The sequence below is a fragment of the Hydrogenophaga sp. A37 genome, from assembly GCF_002001205.1.
Taxonomy (GTDB): domain Bacteria; phylum Pseudomonadota; class Gammaproteobacteria; order Burkholderiales; family Burkholderiaceae_C; genus Hydrogenophaga.
This window is the reverse complement of record NZ_MUNZ01000101.1, coordinates 72,376-88,830: the sequence shown is the minus strand read 5'-3', so window position 1 is coordinate 88,830 and position 16,455 is coordinate 72,376. Positions and strand designations below refer to the sequence as shown.

Annotated in this window: 15 protein-coding genes; 7 read left to right on the top strand and 8 right to left on the bottom strand. The window is 66.2% G+C overall.

The features are described from left to right. Positions 1-125: 125 nt before the first annotated feature. The gene (locus tag B0E41_RS11435) at positions 126-3,281 is read right to left on the bottom strand and encodes an efflux RND transporter permease subunit (protein ID WP_077331276.1); all 3,156 of its coding nucleotides are present in this window, start codon (positions 3,279-3,281) and stop codon (positions 126-128) included. A gap of 8 nt (positions 3,282-3,289) precedes the next feature. Next, positions 3,290-4,396 (bottom strand): efflux RND transporter periplasmic adaptor subunit, encoded by a 1,107-nt coding sequence (locus B0E41_RS11430; RefSeq protein ID WP_077331275.1) that lies wholly within the window; start codon positions 4,394-4,396, stop codon positions 3,290-3,292. Positions 4,397-4,613: 217 nt separating this feature from the next. Here B0E41_RS11430 and hpnC point away from each other — a divergent pair, with 217 nt between their 5' ends. Further along, positions 4,614-5,549, top strand: a complete 936-nt coding sequence (gene hpnC / locus B0E41_RS11425; RefSeq protein ID WP_077331274.1) for a squalene synthase HpnC — start codon at positions 4,614-4,616, stop codon at positions 5,547-5,549. Here the strand turns inward: hpnC and B0E41_RS11420 are convergent. Beyond that, the gene (locus B0E41_RS11420) at positions 5,524-6,276 is read right to left on the bottom strand and encodes an ATP-binding protein (protein ID WP_171984735.1); all 753 of its coding nucleotides are present in this window, start codon (positions 6,274-6,276) and stop codon (positions 5,524-5,526) included. The two genes, hpnC and B0E41_RS11420, sit on opposite strands and share 26 nt — an antisense overlap. Before the next feature lie 419 nt (positions 6,277-6,695). Here B0E41_RS11420 and B0E41_RS11415 point away from each other — a divergent pair, with 419 nt between their 5' ends. Continuing rightward, positions 6,696-7,409 carry a Crp/Fnr family transcriptional regulator gene (locus B0E41_RS11415; RefSeq protein ID WP_077331272.1) on the top strand — a complete coding sequence of 238 codons (714 nt, stop codon included), beginning with the start codon at positions 6,696-6,698 and terminating at the stop codon, positions 7,407-7,409. Between the two features lie 33 nt (positions 7,410-7,442). Here B0E41_RS11415 and B0E41_RS11410 read toward each other — a convergent pair whose 3' ends face one another. Beyond that, positions 7,443-7,757 (bottom strand): high-potential iron-sulfur protein, encoded by a 315-nt coding sequence (locus B0E41_RS11410; RefSeq protein ID WP_077331271.1) that lies wholly within the window; start codon positions 7,755-7,757, stop codon positions 7,443-7,445. Positions 7,758-7,923: 166 nt separating this feature from the next. Here B0E41_RS11410 and hpnD point away from each other — a divergent pair, with 166 nt between their 5' ends. Together hpnD and hpnE are read left to right on the top strand one after the other, a co-directional pair. Then, positions 7,924-8,790 carry a presqualene diphosphate synthase HpnD gene (gene hpnD, locus B0E41_RS11405; protein WP_077331270.1) on the top strand — a complete coding sequence of 289 codons (867 nt, stop codon included), beginning with the start codon at positions 7,924-7,926 and terminating at the stop codon, positions 8,788-8,790. 79 nt (positions 8,791-8,869) lie between these two features. Beyond that, positions 8,870-10,261 (top strand): hydroxysqualene dehydroxylase HpnE, encoded by a 1,392-nt coding sequence (hpnE, locus tag B0E41_RS11400; RefSeq protein ID WP_077331269.1) that lies wholly within the window; start codon positions 8,870-8,872, stop codon positions 10,259-10,261. A gap of 3 nt (positions 10,262-10,264) precedes the next feature. Here hpnE and B0E41_RS11395 read toward each other — a convergent pair whose 3' ends face one another. Then, entirely contained in the window at positions 10,265-10,915 is a 651-nt protein-coding gene (locus B0E41_RS11395) for a glutathione S-transferase family protein (protein ID WP_077331375.1), read from the bottom strand. Positions 10,916-10,929: 14 nt separating this feature from the next. Further along, positions 10,930-11,673 (bottom strand): HAD-IA family hydrolase, encoded by a 744-nt coding sequence (locus B0E41_RS11390; protein WP_077331268.1) that lies wholly within the window; start codon positions 11,671-11,673, stop codon positions 10,930-10,932. Between the two features lie 85 nt (positions 11,674-11,758). On the opposite strand from B0E41_RS11390, the gene hemH reads away from it, so the two are divergent. The 3 genes from hemH to B0E41_RS11375 all read left to right on the top strand — a co-directional run bounded on the left by hemH (position 11,759) and on the right by B0E41_RS11375 (position 14,356). After that, a complete protein-coding gene (gene hemH, locus B0E41_RS11385; protein ID WP_077331267.1) occupies positions 11,759-12,850 on the top strand; it encodes a ferrochelatase in 1,092 nt (363 codons plus the stop codon). A gap of 265 nt (positions 12,851-13,115) precedes the next feature. Beyond that, positions 13,116-13,814 carry a hypothetical protein gene (locus B0E41_RS11380; protein ID WP_143433790.1) on the top strand — a complete coding sequence of 233 codons (699 nt, stop codon included), beginning with the start codon at positions 13,116-13,118 and terminating at the stop codon, positions 13,812-13,814. A 56-nt stretch (positions 13,815-13,870) separates the two neighbouring features. Further along, on the top strand, positions 13,871-14,356 hold the full coding sequence (locus B0E41_RS11375) for a hypothetical protein (RefSeq protein ID WP_077331265.1): 486 nt from the start codon (positions 13,871-13,873) through the stop codon (positions 14,354-14,356). 127 nt (positions 14,357-14,483) lie between these two features. Here B0E41_RS11375 and B0E41_RS11370 read toward each other — a convergent pair whose 3' ends face one another. Beyond that, entirely contained in the window at positions 14,484-15,356 is an 873-nt protein-coding gene (locus B0E41_RS11370) for an alpha/beta hydrolase (RefSeq protein ID WP_077331264.1), read from the bottom strand. Continuing rightward, a complete protein-coding gene (locus B0E41_RS11365; protein WP_077331263.1) occupies positions 15,353-16,453 on the bottom strand; it encodes a branched-chain amino acid ABC transporter permease in 1,101 nt (366 codons plus the stop codon). Before B0E41_RS11365 ends, B0E41_RS11370 begins: the two co-directional genes overlap by 4 nt. Positions 16,454-16,455 lie beyond the last annotated feature (2 nt).

The window sequence follows — 16,455 nt, the reverse complement described above, 5'->3', positions numbered from 1 at the left end:
GCCTGCTTTCCGCTTTTCGGCAACCTTTGATTGTAGCCGCTGGGTTCAACGATTCGCCGCCTGGCCGCCCCAAGGCTGAATCTGCTCCTTGGGGCAGCGACCCGCGCAGCGGCGGAGCCTGGGGCTCAAGCCTCCCGCTTCACCCGGAACCAGGCGGCGTACATGGCGGGCAGGGCCAGCAGCGTGAGCACGGTCGCGACGATCAGTCCGCCCATGATGGCAACGGCCATCGGCCCCCAGAACACACTGCGCGAAAGCGGGATCATGGCCAGCACGGCGGCGGCAGCGGTCAGCACGATGGGGCGCATGCGGCGCACCGCCGCTTCGACGACCGCGTCCCAGGCAGGCACGCCTCGCGCGCGGTCCTGCTCGATCTGGTCGATCAGGATCACCGAGTTGCGCTGGATCATGCCCATGAGCGCAATCACGCCGAGCAGCGCCACGAACCCGAACGGCCTGTTCAGCAGCAACAACGCACCGGCAACCCCAGCCAAACCGAGCGGACCGGTCAGGAACACCAGCAGCGAACGGCTGAAGCTCTGCAACTGCAGCATCAGCAGCGTGAAGGTGATGAACAGCATCAGGGGGACACCTGCCGCGATCGACGACGAGCCTTTGCTGCTCTCTTCCACCGCACCCGCCACCTGCACCCGGTAAGCGCCGAGCCCGCGTTCGGCCCAGCCGGCCTCGATTTTGTGCAGCGCCGGCAGCAACTCGGCCGTGACGGTCGCGCCCTGCAGGCCCTCGACCACATCGCCTTGCACGGTGATGGCGAAGTCGCGATTTTCTCGCCAGATCACGCCCGGCTCCCAATCGAACACCGGTCGTGCGATCTGAGACAGCGGAATGCTCTTGCCGCTTGCCGTGGGCAGGTAGGCGTTGGCCAGGCTGGTGATGGCGTCGCGCTCGGACAGCGGCTGGCGCAGCACGATGTCGATCAGCTTGTCGCCGTCGCGGTACTGCCCGACGGTGCTGCCGCTCAGGATGGTACGGGCGGCCTGTGCAATCGACTGGCTGGACACCCCCAGCGCACGCGCCTTGGTCTGATCCACGTCCAGGCGAAGCACCTTGACCGACTCGTTCCAGTTGTCGTTCACACCGCGCATGTTCGGGTTCTCGCGCAGAACCGCCTTCACCTCGTCGGCCAGGCCGCGCAACACCGCAGGGTCCGTGCCGACCACGCGGAACTGCACCGGGTACGGCACCGGCGGCCCGTTGGGCAGCAGCTTCACACGGCCCCGGATCTCGGGAAACTCCGTCGCCAGCAGGGCCGGCAGGGCCTTGCGGATGCGTTCACGCGCCTCAAGGTCTTTGGGCAACACGATCAGCTGCGACACGTTGCTCTGCGGGAACACCTGGTCCAGGGGCAGATAGAAACGCGGCACGCCCGAGCCCACCCAGGTGCTCACGCTGCTCACCCCCGGCTCCTTCGTCATGCGCGCCTCGACGCGGCGCGTGATCGCGTCGTTGGCCGACAGGCTCGCGCCTTCGGGCAGCCAGAGATCGACCATGATCTCGGGGCGGCTTGAATCAGGAAAGAACTGCTGCTGCACCTGGCCCATGCCGACGATGCCCAGCACGAAGGTGGCGATGGTGAGGCCGATGGTGATCCAGCGGTGTTGCACGCACCAGTTCACCAGCGCACGAAAGCGCACATAGAAAGGCCCGTCGAACACCTCGTGGGCAGGGCCGACGTGTGGCTTGACCTTGAGCAGCCGCACACCCAGGTAGGGCACGAACATCACGGCGACGATCCATGACAGCACCAGCGCGATCACGGTCACCGCAAAGATCGCGAACGTGTATTCCCCCACCGTCGAGTTCGCCATGCCGATGGGCAGGAAACCCGCGGCAGTGATCAGGGTGCCGGTGAGCATGGGCATGGCGGTGGCGTCCCAGGTGAAGGTCGCGGCCTTCATCATCGAGTAGCCTTCCTCCAGCTTGCGCACCATCATCTCCACCGCAATGATCGCGTCGTCCACCAGCAGGCCCAGCGCGATGATCAGCGAGCCGAGCGAAATCTTGTGCAGCCCGATGCCCCAGTACTGCATGGCCAGAAACGTGATCGAGAGCACCAGAGGAATCGTGATGAGCACGACCAGGCCCGGACGCGCATCAAGCCGGTAGCGGCGCCACCCGGTCCCGCCCTCTCGCCTGTGCAGGCCGAGGCTCAGGAAGCTGACCGCCAGCACGATCAGCACGGCCTCGATCAGCACCTTCACGAACTCATTCACCGACCGGGTCACCGCGCTGGGCTGGTCCTGCACCTGCACCAGCTGCATGCCGGCCGGCAACTGCCGTTCGATGTCGGCCACCGCCGTCTTCAGCGCCTCGCCCAGGGCGATGATGTCGCCGCCCTTGGCCATGGAAATGCCCAGTGCCACGCTGCCCTTGCCGTTGTGACGCACCTTGACCTGCTCGGGATCGACATAGCCCAGGCGGATGTCGGCGAAGTCGCCGAGGCGCAGCTGGGTGCCGTTGGCGGCCCGCACCGGCATCGCACGCAGTTGCTCGACCGAGTTGAACGCCCCGCCCACGCGCACCTGCACCACGTCGTGCGGCGTCTGCACCGCGCCGGCCGGCTCCAGCACGTTCTGCTGGCCCAGCGCGGCCAGCACCTGCTGCATGTCCAGACCCAGCGTGGCCAGGCGCTGATGGGAAATCTCGATGTAGAGCTTCTCGTCCTGCACGCCGAACAGCTCGACCTTGTTCACGTCTTTCACCCGCAGCAGCCGCTGGCGCACCGTGTCGGCCACCTGCTTCTTGTCCGCCGGGGAGAAACCGTCGCCCTGCAGCGCGTAGATGACGCCGTACACATCGCCGAACTCGTCGTTGAAAAAGGGGCCGATCACGCCCTGAGGCAGGGTGGAGCGCATGTCGCCGATCTTCTTGCGCACGGCGTACCAGGTCTGCGGCACCTCGGCCGCGGGCGCGTTGTCCTTGACCTGGAACAGGATCAGGGTCTCACCCGGTTTGGAGTAGCTGCGGATCTTGTCGGCGTAAGGCACTTCCTGCAGCGTCTTCTCCAGGCGATCAGCCACCTGCTCGGCCACTTCCTGCGCGGTGGCGCCCGGCCAGTAGGCGCGAACGACCATGGCGCGGAAGGTGAATGGAGGGTCTTCGTCCTGGCCAAGCTGGAAGTAGGCCGCCACGCCCAGCAGCATCAGCACGATCATCAAATAGCGCGTGAAGGCCTGGTGGTCCAGGGCCCACTGCGAGAGGTTGAAGCGCGACACCCAGGACGTCTCTTCGGGATGGGCGCTGTTGGTTTGCGGATGCATGTGTGGCCTCACTCGGTGGCGGGAGCGGCGAAGCGCGTGACCTTCTGGCCCGGCGACAACACATGCACGCCCGCCGCTACCACCTCCTCACCGTCTTTCAGGCCCTCCGCGATCAACAGGTCATTGCCATCGGCGCCACCGACAACCACCGGACGCAGCACCACCGCGTGGCTGGCGGAGTCAAAGACCCACACGGCGGTCTTGCCTGGGGCGCCACCAGGCGCGCGCATCAGTGCGCTGGTGGGCAGCTTGATGGCCGACACCGCCACGCCGCCGGTCGCCGACAACGACACCGTGGCGGTCGCGCCGAGCGCCGCGCTCGCGTCCGCTGGCAGGGCCAGCTTGACCTGGAAGGTGCGGGTGACCGGGTCGGCGCTGGCCGCGACCTCGCGAACCGTGGCCCCCAGCGGCGCCTGCCCGGGCATCCCGTTGCCCCACAGCCGCACCTGGGCCACCTGCCCGATGCGCACCTGGGCCAGCTTGTCCTCCGGCACGGCGATGACCACATCGCGTGCACCGTCCCTGGCCAGGCGCACGACCGGCGTGCCGGCGGCGACCACCTGCCCCACCTCGGCATCCACCGACAGCACCACGCCGGCACCATCGGCCAGCAGCCGCGCGTAGGCGGCCTGGTTGCCCTGCACCGAACCTTGGGCGCGGGCCTGCCTCAAGCTGGCGTCGGCCGCTTGCAAGGTGGCCTGGCGGCGCTCGATCTCGGCGCCGCTCACGAAACCCTGGTTCTTCAGATCCATGTACCGCTTCAGGTCGGCGGCAGCCAGATCGCGCTGCGTTTGAGTTGCGCTCACTTGCGCCTGCGCCGCCTGGCTGGACAACACGAAGTCCTGCGCATCCAGCTGCGCCAGCAACTGGCCCGCGACCACACGCTGCCCCACCTCAACCGGACGCTGCGTCACTTTGCCGCCCAGCCGGAACCCCAGGCGCGACTCGGTGCGCGCCTTGACCTCGCCCGCGTACTCGCTCTGCCCGCGCACCGTGCCACTGCTCACCTTGAGCAGCTTGACCGCCCGGATCGGCTCCTGCGGCGCCTCGGGCTTGGAACACGCGGTCAGCAACAGAGCGGCCGTCGAAACAAGGATGAGCGGGCGGATGTTCATGGTGTCGGTCGGCTGATGGTGGCGCCCACCACCCTGGTTTGCGCCGAAAATCGGAAGGAAGCCGGTCAGCAAAATTAATGACTGACCGGTTAGTAACCAAAATTGTAGTGCAATCCAAGCTGGAGTGCACCCGTTCAATGGCGCGCCACTCTGCCCGATGCCGACGACGCCCAGAGCCATTCACTGACAAACCCTGCAACCGCCGAAATCCCGCCACATGATCCCGCCTGCTCCGCTCTCTTCAGCCCCCGCGGCCGCTCCAGCGCCCCTGTCGGGGGGCGTGCGCCACTATGAAAACTTCCCCGTGGCCTCGCTGCTCTGCCCACCGGCCTTGCGTCCGGCGGTCATGGCGATCTACCACTTCGCCCGAACGGCAGACGACATCGCCGACGAAGGCGACGCCTCGCCCGGACAGCGCCTGACGGAGCTGGCCAGCTACCGGCTCGCCCTGACGTACTCGCTGAGCGACAGCCGCCCTGCCAGTCAGGACACGCCGTGGGGACATGTGTTCGGCCCGCTGACCCGGGCCATTGAGCAACACCAGTTGCCAGGCCCGCTGCTGCACGACCTGATCAGTGCCTTTGAACAAGACGTGCGCCACACCGCCGTCGGCCACCGCTACGCCGACGACGCCGAGCTGCTCGCTTATTGCCGTCTCTCCGCCAACCCGGTGGGGCGCTTGCTGCTGCACCTGTATGACATCCGCGACGAGGTCTCGCTCCAGCAGAGCGACGCCATTTGCAGCGCCTTGCAACTCATCAACTTCTGGCAAGACATCAGCGTGGACCTGCCGCGCCGGCGGAACTACCTGCCGGCCGACGCGCTGAGCCACCACGGACTGAGCCTGGTGGACTTCGCCAGCGGTGCCGACGCAAATCGCACAGCGCCATGCCAGGCGCTGGTGGCCGAACTGTGTGACCGAGCCCGCACGCTCATGAACCAGGGTGCCCCGCTGGCGCTGCGCATCCCCGGACGCGCGGGCTGGGAACTGCGGCTGGTGGTGCAAGGCGGACTGCGCATCCTCGACAAGATCGATGCCCTCCACCACCGCAGCTGGCAAACGCGCCCCACGCTGAGCAAGACGGACGTGCCGCTGCTGCTGTGGCGTGCCGCGTTCGGGATGGGCCTCAGGCGGCTCGCTCGGGCAGGCTGAACCCGAAGCGGGCGCCTTCGCCCGGGCGGGCCGTGGCCCAGACGCGGCCGCCGTGGCATTCGACGATGCGCCGAACCATGGCCAGGCCCAGCCCCAGACCTGGATCGGGCGCGCCCTGTGCGCGCTGGAACAGGCCGAACAGCTCGGCCGCTTTCTCCGGCTCAAAGCCCAGCCCGTTGTCGTGCACAAAGTAGGCGTGTCCGCCGGGCACCGCCTCGTAACTCACCTCAATGCGCGGCGACACATGGCTGCGCGCGTGGCGCCAGGCGTTGTCCAGCAGCTCCTGCCAGACACGCCGCAGCAAACCGGCGTCGGCCACAGCGGGCGGCAGATCGGGTGCCAGCACACACGCCACACGGTGACCGTGGGCGCGCTCGTCCAGCTCCCGGATCAAATGGCGCAACAGCTCGGTGGTGTCCACCGCTTCAAGCTGCACGTCGGCCACCTGCAGCCGAGCCAGCGCGGCCATGGACTCCATCAGCCGCTGGAGCCGGCGACTGGAGTCGAGCACCTTGTGCGAGATGCGCGTGGTCGCCTCGGGCTGGTCGGCGTAGGCGGGGTCGCCCAGCAACTGCGCGTAGCTCACCACATGGCGCAAGGAGGTCCGCAGGTCGTGGGCCAGGGCATGTGCGATGTCGCGCAGCGTCTGCTCGGCCGAATCCAGGCGCGCTGCCAACGAGGCATCCGACAAGGCATGTGATGGTCCCGAACCCGAATCGGGGTCCATCGAAACGGAACGCAAAGCGAGTGGATGGGCGGAATCGCGACTGGAAGTCATATGTTGCAAAGAAGGGGCCAAGCACAGGGTAGTCACCCAAAGACGCCACACTAACGCCTTACTGGGATTTAAACCTTGGTGTACATCAGGGTCCGTCGCTGCCCACGCCTTTTTCAACTCCCAATGTGACGGCCATCGCACTTTTGCACCAGCGGTTGCCGCCAAGCGCAGGCGACGAAACCGGTCTGGCCCGCACCTCAGTGCCTGTGCCCGTGACGCACGGCACGCCACCAGGCCTTCAATAACGCCCGCTGCGGCCGATAAAACAAGAGCGGCCAGATACCGCTGGGCGCCGAGTCCTCACCAGCGCCCCCTCGGCCCGAGTGAGTCTCCAGCCATCACTTCGCGATGCTAACCACCACGTTCTCATGACCCGCACCACGGCTCCGAGCCCCTCGCCCTCCACCCGCTGCCAGGTCTGCGCGGCCCGCCAAAACTGCCTGATCGGCCGTTTGCCACGCGCACGGCAGGTTCGCATCGACCCTTGGATCGGCGAGGTCGAGTTCCACAAAGGCGATACCCTACAGGTCGAAGGCGTGTCCACCGAGGTGGTTCGCCCCGTCAAACTCGGCACCGTGATGCTCACCCGCCAAGGGCCTGACGGCGTGGCGCGCCCGGTGGGCATTGTGGGTCGGGGGCATCTGCTCGGCCAGTGGCGCCTGCTCGATCTGCCCACAGGGGTCGGCGCGATGGCTTTGTCCAGTGGCAGGGTCTGTGAATTGCCCGCTTCGGCGCTGGGCGGCCCGTGGCTGCAGGACCCCGTGTTCCTGGCGGCGCTGCACAGCGGCATGGCCCACAGCTACTCGCGGCTGGCGGACTGGGCCCAAATCATGCGTCTGCGCGGTCTGCCGCGGCAACTGGTGGCCACGCTGATGCTGCTGGAAGAGGAACAGGGCGCAGGCGCGGTGCGCCTGCCCAGCCATGCGGCCCTGGCCGCCGTGTTGAACACCACGCGCGAATCGGTGGCGCGCACGCTGCGCCAGCTTGAAACCGACGGCTTCATCCGGCGCATCGATCGCTGGCACGCAGCGCTCAGCGGCAGCCACCGGGTGGTCTTCGACGACGCCGCGCTCAAGGGTTGAGCGGACGCCAGCGAAGACCACGACCCTTCAGTCTCAGGCCTTTTTGACGTAGGCGCTGCACCAGCCGGCGGACGCGACCGACTTGCCGGGAAAAATGCCGCAGGGGCCGGACGCCGCATCGGCCTTGCCGGTGTAAAGAGAGCAGTTGTTGCACTTCTGTGTGGCAGCGTGCTTCGGGTACTTCTTGCCATCGGCCTTGGTCGTGTCGGCCACATAGCCCAGCGCCATGGGCTGGGCATCCTTTTCATTGACCATGGGTGCGCTCTGAGCCTGGGCGGCACCTGCGGCCAGGACGGCCGAGCCGGCGGCGACTTGCAGCATGAAAATGCGGCGGCTGGAAGACTTCATGAAAACCTCGTGGGGAATATGCAAAATTGCCTGCGCAACTTACACGCGGGGGCTGAAGGGCGCCTTAATCTTTGTCAAGGTGTGGTGGAGTAATTGAACGGGCAGAGACAGCCCAAGCTTCGCCCACGGGCGCCTGATTACACTCGGGCAACCCTCGCCCGCCCTCATGACGCCCCAAGACTACGCCCAGCAGAAAGCCGCCGCCTCCGGCAGCAGCTTCTACTACGCCTTTCTGTTCCTGCCGCCGCCCAAACGTGCCGCCATCACCGCCTTCTACGCCTTCTGCCGCGAGGTGGACGATGTGGTCGACGAGGTGCATGACCTGGGGGTGGCGCAGACCAAGCTCGGCTGGTGGCGCCAGGAAGTCGGCCAGGCCTTCGAGGGCCGATCCAGCCATCCGGCGCTGCAGGCGCTGATGCCCCACACAGACACCTACGGCATTGAGGCCCGGCACCTGCTGGCCGTGATCGACGGTTGCCAGATGGACCTGGACCAGAACCGCTACCTGGACTTTGCGAACCTCCAGCGGTACTGCCACCTGGTGGCCGGCGTGGTGGGCGAGGTGGCCGCGCGCATCTTCGGCCAGACCCAGGCGCAGACCACCGCGTTCGCGCACCAGCTGGGTTTGGCGTTCCAGCTCACCAACATCGTCCGCGATGTGGGCGAGGACGCCGCGCGCGGCCGCATCTACCTGCCGGTCAACGAGCTGCAGCGCTTTGACGTGAAGGCGCACGAGCTGATCAAACGCGGCGCGGCGCCGGGCATGGACACCGCCGATTTCCACCAGCGCTTCCTGGCCCTGATGCGTTTCCAGTGTGAACGCGCCCTGAACACCTACGACGAGGCCCTGGCCCTCTTGCCTGAGGCCGACCGCCGAGCGCAAAAACCGGGTTTGATGATGGCGAGCATCTACCGCACCCTGCTGCAGGAGATTGCCGCCGACCCGCTGCCCGTGCTCACCCAGCGCGTGAGCCTCACCCCGCTGCGCAAGTTCTGGCTGGCGTGGAAGGTGCAAGCGCTGGGGCGACTGTGAGCGGCGTTCCTCCGTTCAAAGCCCCACACACCTCCCGGATGGCCATGACCCGCGCCGCTGCGGAGCATGGGAGTCCGTCATGAAACTGGCCGTTGTCGGCGGCGGCTGGGCAGGCATGGCGGCCGCCGTGACGGCGGCGGAGGCCGGCGCCAACGTGACGGTGTTCGAAGCCACCCGCGCGCTGGGGGGTCGAGCCCGCGCCCTGACCGCGCAGCGCCCCGACGGCGTGCCACTGACCCTGGACAACGGGCAGCACATCCTGATCGGTGCCTACATCGAATCGCTCGCGCTCATGCAGCGCGTGGGGCTGAGCCCCGAGCGCCTGTTGCTCGGCCTGCCTCTGGCCATGCCCTACCCCGACGGGCTTGGCCTGCAGACGCCCGCCTGGGCCGCGCGCTGGCCTGCGCCGCTGAACGCCGTCGCCGCCATCGCCACCGCGCGCGGCTGGCGTTGGAGCGAGCGGCTGGCGCTGGTCCGCGCGTCGCTGGGCTGGCAGCGCGGCGGCTTCGCTTGTGACCCGGCGCTGACCGTGGGCGCGCTGTGCCGCGCCCTGCCCGCCCGCGTCATGGACGAGTTGATCGAGCCGCTGTGCGTGTCGGCGCTAAACCTGCCGGCGGCGGCAGCGAGCGCGCAAGTGTTCCTGCGCGTGATGCGGGACGCGCTGTTCGGCCGGGGTTTCGGGCGCTGGAGCGCGTCCAGCCTGCTGCTGCCGCGCGACGACCTGGGCGCGCTGCTACCCGAAGCTGCGGCCGGCTGGCTGGCGGGCGAACACAGCGCCCGCGCACAAGTGCGCAGGGCCACGCGGGTGCAGTCGATCCACGCGCTGCCCCAGGGCTGGCGCCTGGCAGGTGACGGCTGGCACGAAGACTTCGACCAGGTGATCTGGGCCACAGCGCCCAGCCCGGCGGCACAGGCCATGGCCGCTGCCGCGAACGCCGCACGCGAAGCGGGCGACACCGCACTCGAGCATGCCCTGTCGGGTTGGGCACACACCGCCGCCTCGCTGGCGTTCACCGCCATCACCACCGTCTATGCCTGGGCGCCGGGCGCGCGCTTGAGCGCGCCGATGCTCGCCCTGCGCACCGAGCCTGATGCGAAGACCGCACCCGCGCAGTTCGCCTTCGACCGCGGACAGCTCCGCCCGGACGACCCGTCGATGCAAGGCGTGCTGGCGTTCGTGATCAGCGCCAGCGAGGGCGACCGTGACGAGCTGCAGGCGCGCGTGTTGCAGCAGGCGGCGCGCCAGCTCGGCCTGAGCGGGCTGCGGCCGATCCAGACCGTGGTGGAAAAACGCGCCACCTTCGCCTGCACCCCCGGCCTGCGGCGCCCCGCGCAGGCCATTGCACCGGGCCTCTGGGCAGCGGGTGACTACGTGGAGGGACCGTACCCGGCCACACTGGAAGGCGCGGTGCGCAGCGGTCTGGCGGCGGTGGCGCACTCACGGCCCCCGCAAGGCATCGTGGGCGGGTGAATTTCAGCCCAGCGCCCTGGCCACGTCGTGGGCCGGTCGCTCGGTGCAACGGACGATCCAGTCGTGCGTCAACGGGTGGCCCTTCATCAGCTCACGCGCCGGTCGCGCCCAGTTCAGCACGCTGGCCACACACAGGTCGGCCACGGTGAAGCGCTCGGCGGCCAGGTACAGACACCCCGCCGCCTGTTGCGCTGTCAGGTGTTGCTCCATGACCCTCAGTCGCACCGCCAACCGCTTCTCGGCGGCCTGTGCCAGCTCGGGTTTGCGCCGCTCGGCGGGCATGGCCAGGCGGTGCATGAGCACGGTCAGTGCGTCCGCTTCGCACTCGGTCACGGCCCAGAAACTCCAGCGCAGTGCTTCGGCGTCTTCGCGCGGATTCGCTGGCGTGATGCTGGCGCCATCGGGCTGCCCGTGGTGGCGCGCGATGTACAGCGCGCAGGCCATGCTCTCCCACACCACCACGTCACCGTCCGGTCGCGCGTCCACCACCACCGGAATGTGGCCATTGGGGTTGAGCGCCAGAAACCCGGGGGTGCGCGTGGCGCCGCCCAGGTAGGGCGTGGGCACGTGGTTGAAAGCCAGCCCCAGCTCGGTGGCCGCCCACAGCGGGCGGATGGCGCGCGAGGCTGGAATGCCGTGGATCGTGAGTGGCATGGCAAAAAAGAAACTCAGCCCAGCGCGCGGCACAACGCGAGCAACTCGCTCACGGTGATGTGGGGCGCCAGCGGCGCGTGATCCCAGGCGTGATCCGCGCGGTTCACCCAGGCCAGTTGCATGCCGGCGTTGAGCGCGCCCACACCGTCGAGGTGGGCGTCGTCGCCGACGTGCAGCACCTGCGATGCATCGACGCCGGCGGCCTGCGCTGCGGCATGGAAGATGCTCGGATCGGGCTTGGCGGCGCCAAACCCGTGGGCGTTGAGCGAAGCACGGAAGTGCGCGCCAATCCCCACGCGGTGCACGTCCGCATTGCCGTTGGACACCGCCACCACCGGGTAGCGGCCGCTGAGCCATTCGAGCGCCGGCAGCGCGTCGTCAAACAGCTCAACACGGTGCCGTTCGGCAAAGAACACCTCGAACGCCGGCTCAGCCAGCGCCGGGTCCTCGCCCGCTCGCTGCAGCACCAGGCGGATCGACTCGCGGCGCAGGCCGCTCATGTCGTGCGCCAGATCGGGCCGGGTGAGGTGCATCTGGTTGCGCAGCTCGCGCAAGGCACCCGGCGCGGCGCAGAGCGCGGCGGTGGCGGGCGCGTGTTGGTCCAACCAGGCCTGCAGCACATTTTCAGCGCGGGCGATGGTGGGCCAGATCGGCCACAGCGTGTCGTCCAGGTCGAGCGTGATGGCGCGGATGCGCGACACGTCCAGGCCGATGTCGTTCACCGGCGGCGCGAGAGGTTGGGGTTCGGGTGCGTTCATCGGAATGTCTCCGCGTTGTCGGCTGCGGTGCGAGCTTGCTTGGGACGGCCCTGCGTTGCGCTCACTGTCTGCAGGAGAATAGCGCATGCCATTCCAACCAGAACCCGCCCATTCCCACGGCCAGGGCCCACGCACGGCCGTGATCCTGTGCAACCTGGGCACCCCCGACGAACCCACCGCCCCCGCGCTGCGCCGATACCTGGCCGAGTTCCTGAGCGACCACCGCGTGGTCGAGATCCCCAAGGCGGTGTGGATGCTGATCCTGCACGGCATCATCCTGCGCACCCGCCCGGCCAAGTCGGCCGCCAAGTACGCCAGCGTCTGGACACCCGAAGGTTCACCGCTCAAGGTCTGGACCGACAAGCAGGCCACGCTGCTGCGCGGTTACCTCGGCGAACGCGGACACCAGCTCACGGTGCGCTACGCCATGCGCTACGGCAACCCCTCGATCCCTGCCGTGCTCGACGAACTCAAGGCGCAGGGCGTGACCCGCGTGCTCATCCTGCCCGCCTACCCTCAGTACAGCGGCACCACCACCGCCAGCGTGTTCGACGCGGTGGCGAACTGGGGCCTGAAGGTGCGCCACCTGCCCGAGCTGCGCTTCATCAACCGCTACCACGACGATCTGGGCTACATCGACGCTTTGCACCGCAAGGTGCGCACACACTGGATGCACAGCGGCCAGGCGGACCACCTCGTGATGAGCTTTCACGGCGTGCCCGAACGCACCCTGCACCTGGGCGACCCCTACCACTGCGAGTGCCTGAAAACGGCGCGTTTGCTGGCCGAAAAACTGGGCCTCAGCAAAGACCGCTACACCGTGACCTTCCAGTCGCGCTTTGGCAAGGCCAAATGGCTGGAGCCCTACACCGAGCCGACGCTGATCACCTTGGCAAAAAAAGGGGTCAGGAGCGTGGACGTGGTCTGCCCGGGCTTCACCAGCGACTGCCTGGAAACGCTGGAAGAAATCAACATGGAAGCCCGCGAGGCCTTTCTGCACGCGGGTGGACTGCAGTTCAACTACATCGACTGCCTCAACGACAGCCCCGACTGGATCCGCGCATTGACCCACCTGACCGAGCAGCACCTGCAGGGCTGGCCCACGAAACAGGCCGACGACCCCATGCAGCTCCAGGCCAGCCGCGAGCGCGCGCTGGCGCGGGGCGCGAGGGATTGAGGTATTCGAGGTAACCGTCGCCGCAGTCTCTCACTTGCTTCGAACCCATGCATGAATCGGCCCTTCGCGCGAATGTCGTTGATGTAATTGGATTCGGGTACGAATCGCACATTTAGGATGTCTCGCACTGCTCAGCTCCAGGATATCGCTACTAACACGCACGTTGGACCCCCAAAAAAAACACTATCTCATGCATACATCCGAATTACATCCATGGCGTGTTCTACGCAGCATCGTTCTCGAACTCGATAGCTACGAAGTCCCCATGGTCATCGATCGAGCTGGGATTCCTGTTGATTGGACTCTCACAACACAGAAGGATTACTCGAACAAGATGCGAATCGCAGCTTACAGGCCGAGAATAGACGCCGCATTCAACGAACTGAATGAAGAAGCAGGCCTTAGAGCCGCTTACGTCGTCACCGACGAGCTTGTGAAGCGAGGTAAATCGGAGCATCTTGAAAGTGCACTTCGCGCGATCGGCTGGCGGCTTGATGAAGGTCGATTGGCGCCCGACTCCGCAAATGTGAAGGAACTTTTCTTCCCGAAGGGGAGCCAATATGATGCTTACTTGGAGATCCGCGCTGTCCTACAGACCTCAAAAAAATCCATCACGGTGGTGGACCCATATGTCGATCAATCAGTTCTCCAACTCTTCGCCTCTGCGCTTAAGATCGGCATGTCAATCAAAGTATTGACGGCCAAAGTTCCACCAGACTTTCCAAACGAGATGAAGGCTTGGCGCGCCCAATATAAGAATGCTACCCTTGCAGTTCGCACCAATCGCGAGTTTCATGATCGATTCGTGGTCATAGACGACACGGCTTGCTGGCACATTGGCTGTTCAATCAAGGATGCTGGAAACAAGGTGTTTATGCTGAGCAAAATCGAGGATTCAGAAAATTGCATAGCTTTGCTCAAGCAAATTAATAGCTCGTGGGCATCCAGTGCCGACGTGCCATGAAAAGCTCCTAACGCAGGCTTTGGGCAGCATCGATTTCACTTCGCGAGAAGGCAAAAATGAAAGACTCAGAAATTCGCGGATTCATTCTGGAGTACTACTACGCGCGGCGGCGAGAGGGGTGGTCGCTGCCAAAACCGGAAGACTTGGGAGGAGGACTCTCAGAGCAGGACATACTTCACGTGGCGGACCAACTGGCCGAGCACAACCTCCTGGAATGGAGACGACAAGGATCGCACGGTAATATTCACGCCGGCATAGGAAAAATCAACGCCTTTGGCATCGACGTAGTCGAAGGCGGAGCGAAATCCGAGCTAAAGGTTGAGTTCGTGCAAAGCAAGACAATCAACATCACCGGCTCCACGAATGTGGTAATCGGCGACAACAATGTTGTGACGCAATCCGTCCGAGATCTCATCGCTGCCGTTGAGTCGTCTTCAGGAACTCAGGAGCAGAAAGAGGAGGCAAACGGTCTGCTGCGAAAGTTTCTTCAGCACCCCCTCGTAGCTGCCGCGGTCGGTGGTGCAATTGGTCTCCTCGGCTAGAAATTCGGCCGCCCCATTTTGGGGCTGCGGCCGATTTCAGCTACCACTGAGTGCCGAAGTGGACTATTGCGCTGCAGCGAATACGAACGAGGCGCTACTTGTCCGTCGTCAATAGCATCACCCAACCTCACAGCCCCGCAAAAAACCGGCTTACCAACAGCAGTTGCTCCGGCACGTTCAGCGCCGGTGCGTGGCCGCAGCCCACGATGGTGACCACCAGCGCGCGCGGGCCACGGTCGCGCATGGCTTCGGCTGTGTCGGCCAGCAGCAGGTCGGACTCCGCTCCACGCAGGCACAGCACCGGCACGTCGATGCGGTCGTACTCGGCCCAGCGGTCGTAGTCGGCCGGGTGCTCGGTGAACTGCATCACCATGGCCGGGTCGTAGTGCGGCGTCACGCGACCGTCGGGCAGGCGGCGTGTGGAGCTCTCGGTCAGCAGCGTCCACTGCGCATCGCTCATGAAGCCATAGGGCTTGTAGATGGCTCGGAAGTACGACTCCAGCTCGCCGACCGTGGCAAAAGACGCCGGGTTGCCGGCGTAGCTTCGGATGCGTTCGATGGCCGCCTGCGCCAGTTGGGGACCGATGTCATTGAGCACCAGGCGCTGAATGCGCCCGCGCAGCGGCCCGTCGGCGCAGACCATACCGATGGCGCCACCCATGGAGGTGCCGACCCAGTGGAAGCGCTCCAGCCCGAGCTGGTTCACCAGCGAGCGCGCCAGCTTCGCGTAGAAGGCAAGGCAGTACTCGGTCTTGGGCTCGGGGCTCCATTGCGAAAGGCCGCGCCCGATGGTGTCGGGACAGATCACGCGGTAGCCCAGGGCACTCAGGTGCGCGGCCAGGGCATCCATGTCGCGGCCGGTGCGAGCGAGGCCGTGCCAGGCGATCACCGTGCCGTGGTCCGCCGCGCCGGGGGCCGGCACCCAGTCCATGAAGTGGATCTCGCGGCCTTCGCATGTGAGGTAGCGCGACCGGGGCGTGTGGGCGGCAACGGCGTTCATTTCAGCCCCTTGAGTTTTCCGAGCACCGCGCGCTCGCGCAGCTTGCCGACGATGCCGGTGGGGAAGTAGTAAACGGACAGCACGAACAGCACCCCCAGCCAGAGCAGCCAGCGGTCGGGCGTGAGCAGCGCGGGCAACACCGGAATGCCTGCGGTCGCTTCGCCGGCCAAACGCAGCAGGTCCTGCAGGTAGCTCTGTGCCAGCACGAACAACACGCTGCCGATCAGCGCCCCATACAGCGTGCCCATGCCACCGATCACGACGATCAGCAGGATGTCCAGCATGATCTCGAACGACAGCGAGGTGTCCGGCCCGTTGTAGCGCAGCCAGATCGCGAGCAGGCAGCCGGCCAGCGTGGCAAACAGGGCCGAGAGCACGTTGGACAGCGTGCGGTAGATCACTGTGCGGTAGCCCAGTGCCTCGGCCCGGAAATCGTTTTCGCGGATGGCTTGAAGCACCCGGCCGAAGGGCGAGTTCACGATGCGCAGGATGGTGAGGAAGATGGCGCAGACACTCAAGAACACCAGGTAGTAGGTGATGAGTTTGCCGTTGAGGTTCACCTCGCCGAACGGCGTGACCAGCGGTGTTTCGCTCAGCTCGAACCCGGGCGCCAGCAGCTCGGGCACGCTGAAGGTCAACCCGTCTTCACCACCCGTGAAGTCCGACAGCTGCGAGGCCAGCGTGAGAAAGGCCGAAGCCACGGCCAGCGTGATCATGGCGAAGAAGATCGCCCGAACCCGCAACGAGAACAGCCCGATCAGCAGCGACAGCACCGACGACACCACCAGCGCGCCCAGCACGCCCAGCAACAGCGCGCCCCACGAGGCCTCCTCCACCGAACTCAGCCCGATCGCCACGCCGTAGGCGCCGATGCCGAAGAACATGGTGTGTGCAAAACTCACGATGCCGGTGTAGCCCAACAGCAGGTCGAAGCTGGTGACCAGCGCGACAAAGATCAGGATCTTGGCCGCGACGTTGAGCGCCTTGACGCCCGGGAACAGGAACGGCGCGAACGCCAGGCCCAGGAACAGGACCACCAGCAGCGCGGCGAGCCAGCGGCTGCGGGGCAGGTCTTTGGAGAGAAGTCTTTGCAGCATGG

What these genes read in the sequence shown, in the direction of transcription:
- B0E41_RS11435 (WP_077331276.1), bottom strand. Translation starts at nt 3,281, where the DNA reads ATGCATCCGCAAACCAACAGCGCCCATCCCGAAGAGACGTCCTGGGTG.
- B0E41_RS11430 (WP_077331275.1), bottom strand. Translation starts at nt 4,396, where the DNA reads ATGAACATCCGCCCGCTCATCCTTGTTTCGACGGCCGCTCTGTTGCTG.
- hpnC (WP_077331274.1), top strand. Translation starts at nt 4,614, where the DNA reads ATGATCCCGCCTGCTCCGCTCTCTTCAGCCCCCGCGGCCGCTCCAGCG.
- B0E41_RS11420 (WP_171984735.1), bottom strand. Translation starts at nt 6,276, where the DNA reads ATGGACCCCGATTCGGGTTCGGGACCATCACATGCCTTGTCGGATGCC.
- B0E41_RS11415 (WP_077331272.1), top strand. Translation starts at nt 6,696, where the DNA reads ATGACCCGCACCACGGCTCCGAGCCCCTCGCCCTCCACCCGCTGCCAG.
- B0E41_RS11410 (WP_077331271.1), bottom strand. Translation starts at nt 7,757, where the DNA reads ATGAAGTCTTCCAGCCGCCGCATTTTCATGCTGCAAGTCGCCGCCGGC.
- hpnD (WP_077331270.1), top strand. Translation starts at nt 7,924, where the DNA reads ATGACGCCCCAAGACTACGCCCAGCAGAAAGCCGCCGCCTCCGGCAGC.
- hpnE (WP_077331269.1), top strand. Translation starts at nt 8,870, where the DNA reads ATGAAACTGGCCGTTGTCGGCGGCGGCTGGGCAGGCATGGCGGCCGCC.
- B0E41_RS11395 (WP_077331375.1), bottom strand. Translation starts at nt 10,915, where the DNA reads ATGCCACTCACGATCCACGGCATTCCAGCCTCGCGCGCCATCCGCCCG.
- B0E41_RS11390 (WP_077331268.1), bottom strand. Translation starts at nt 11,673, where the DNA reads ATGAACGCACCCGAACCCCAACCTCTCGCGCCGCCGGTGAACGACATC.
- hemH (WP_077331267.1), top strand. Translation starts at nt 11,759, where the DNA reads ATGCCATTCCAACCAGAACCCGCCCATTCCCACGGCCAGGGCCCACGC.
- B0E41_RS11380 (WP_143433790.1), top strand. Translation starts at nt 13,116, where the DNA reads ATGGTCATCGATCGAGCTGGGATTCCTGTTGATTGGACTCTCACAACA.
- B0E41_RS11375 (WP_077331265.1), top strand. Translation starts at nt 13,871, where the DNA reads ATGAAAGACTCAGAAATTCGCGGATTCATTCTGGAGTACTACTACGCG.
- B0E41_RS11370 (WP_077331264.1), bottom strand. Translation starts at nt 15,356, where the DNA reads ATGAACGCCGTTGCCGCCCACACGCCCCGGTCGCGCTACCTCACATGC.
- B0E41_RS11365 (WP_077331263.1), bottom strand. Translation starts at nt 16,453, where the DNA reads ATGCTGCAAAGACTTCTCTCCAAAGACCTGCCCCGCAGCCGCTGGCTC.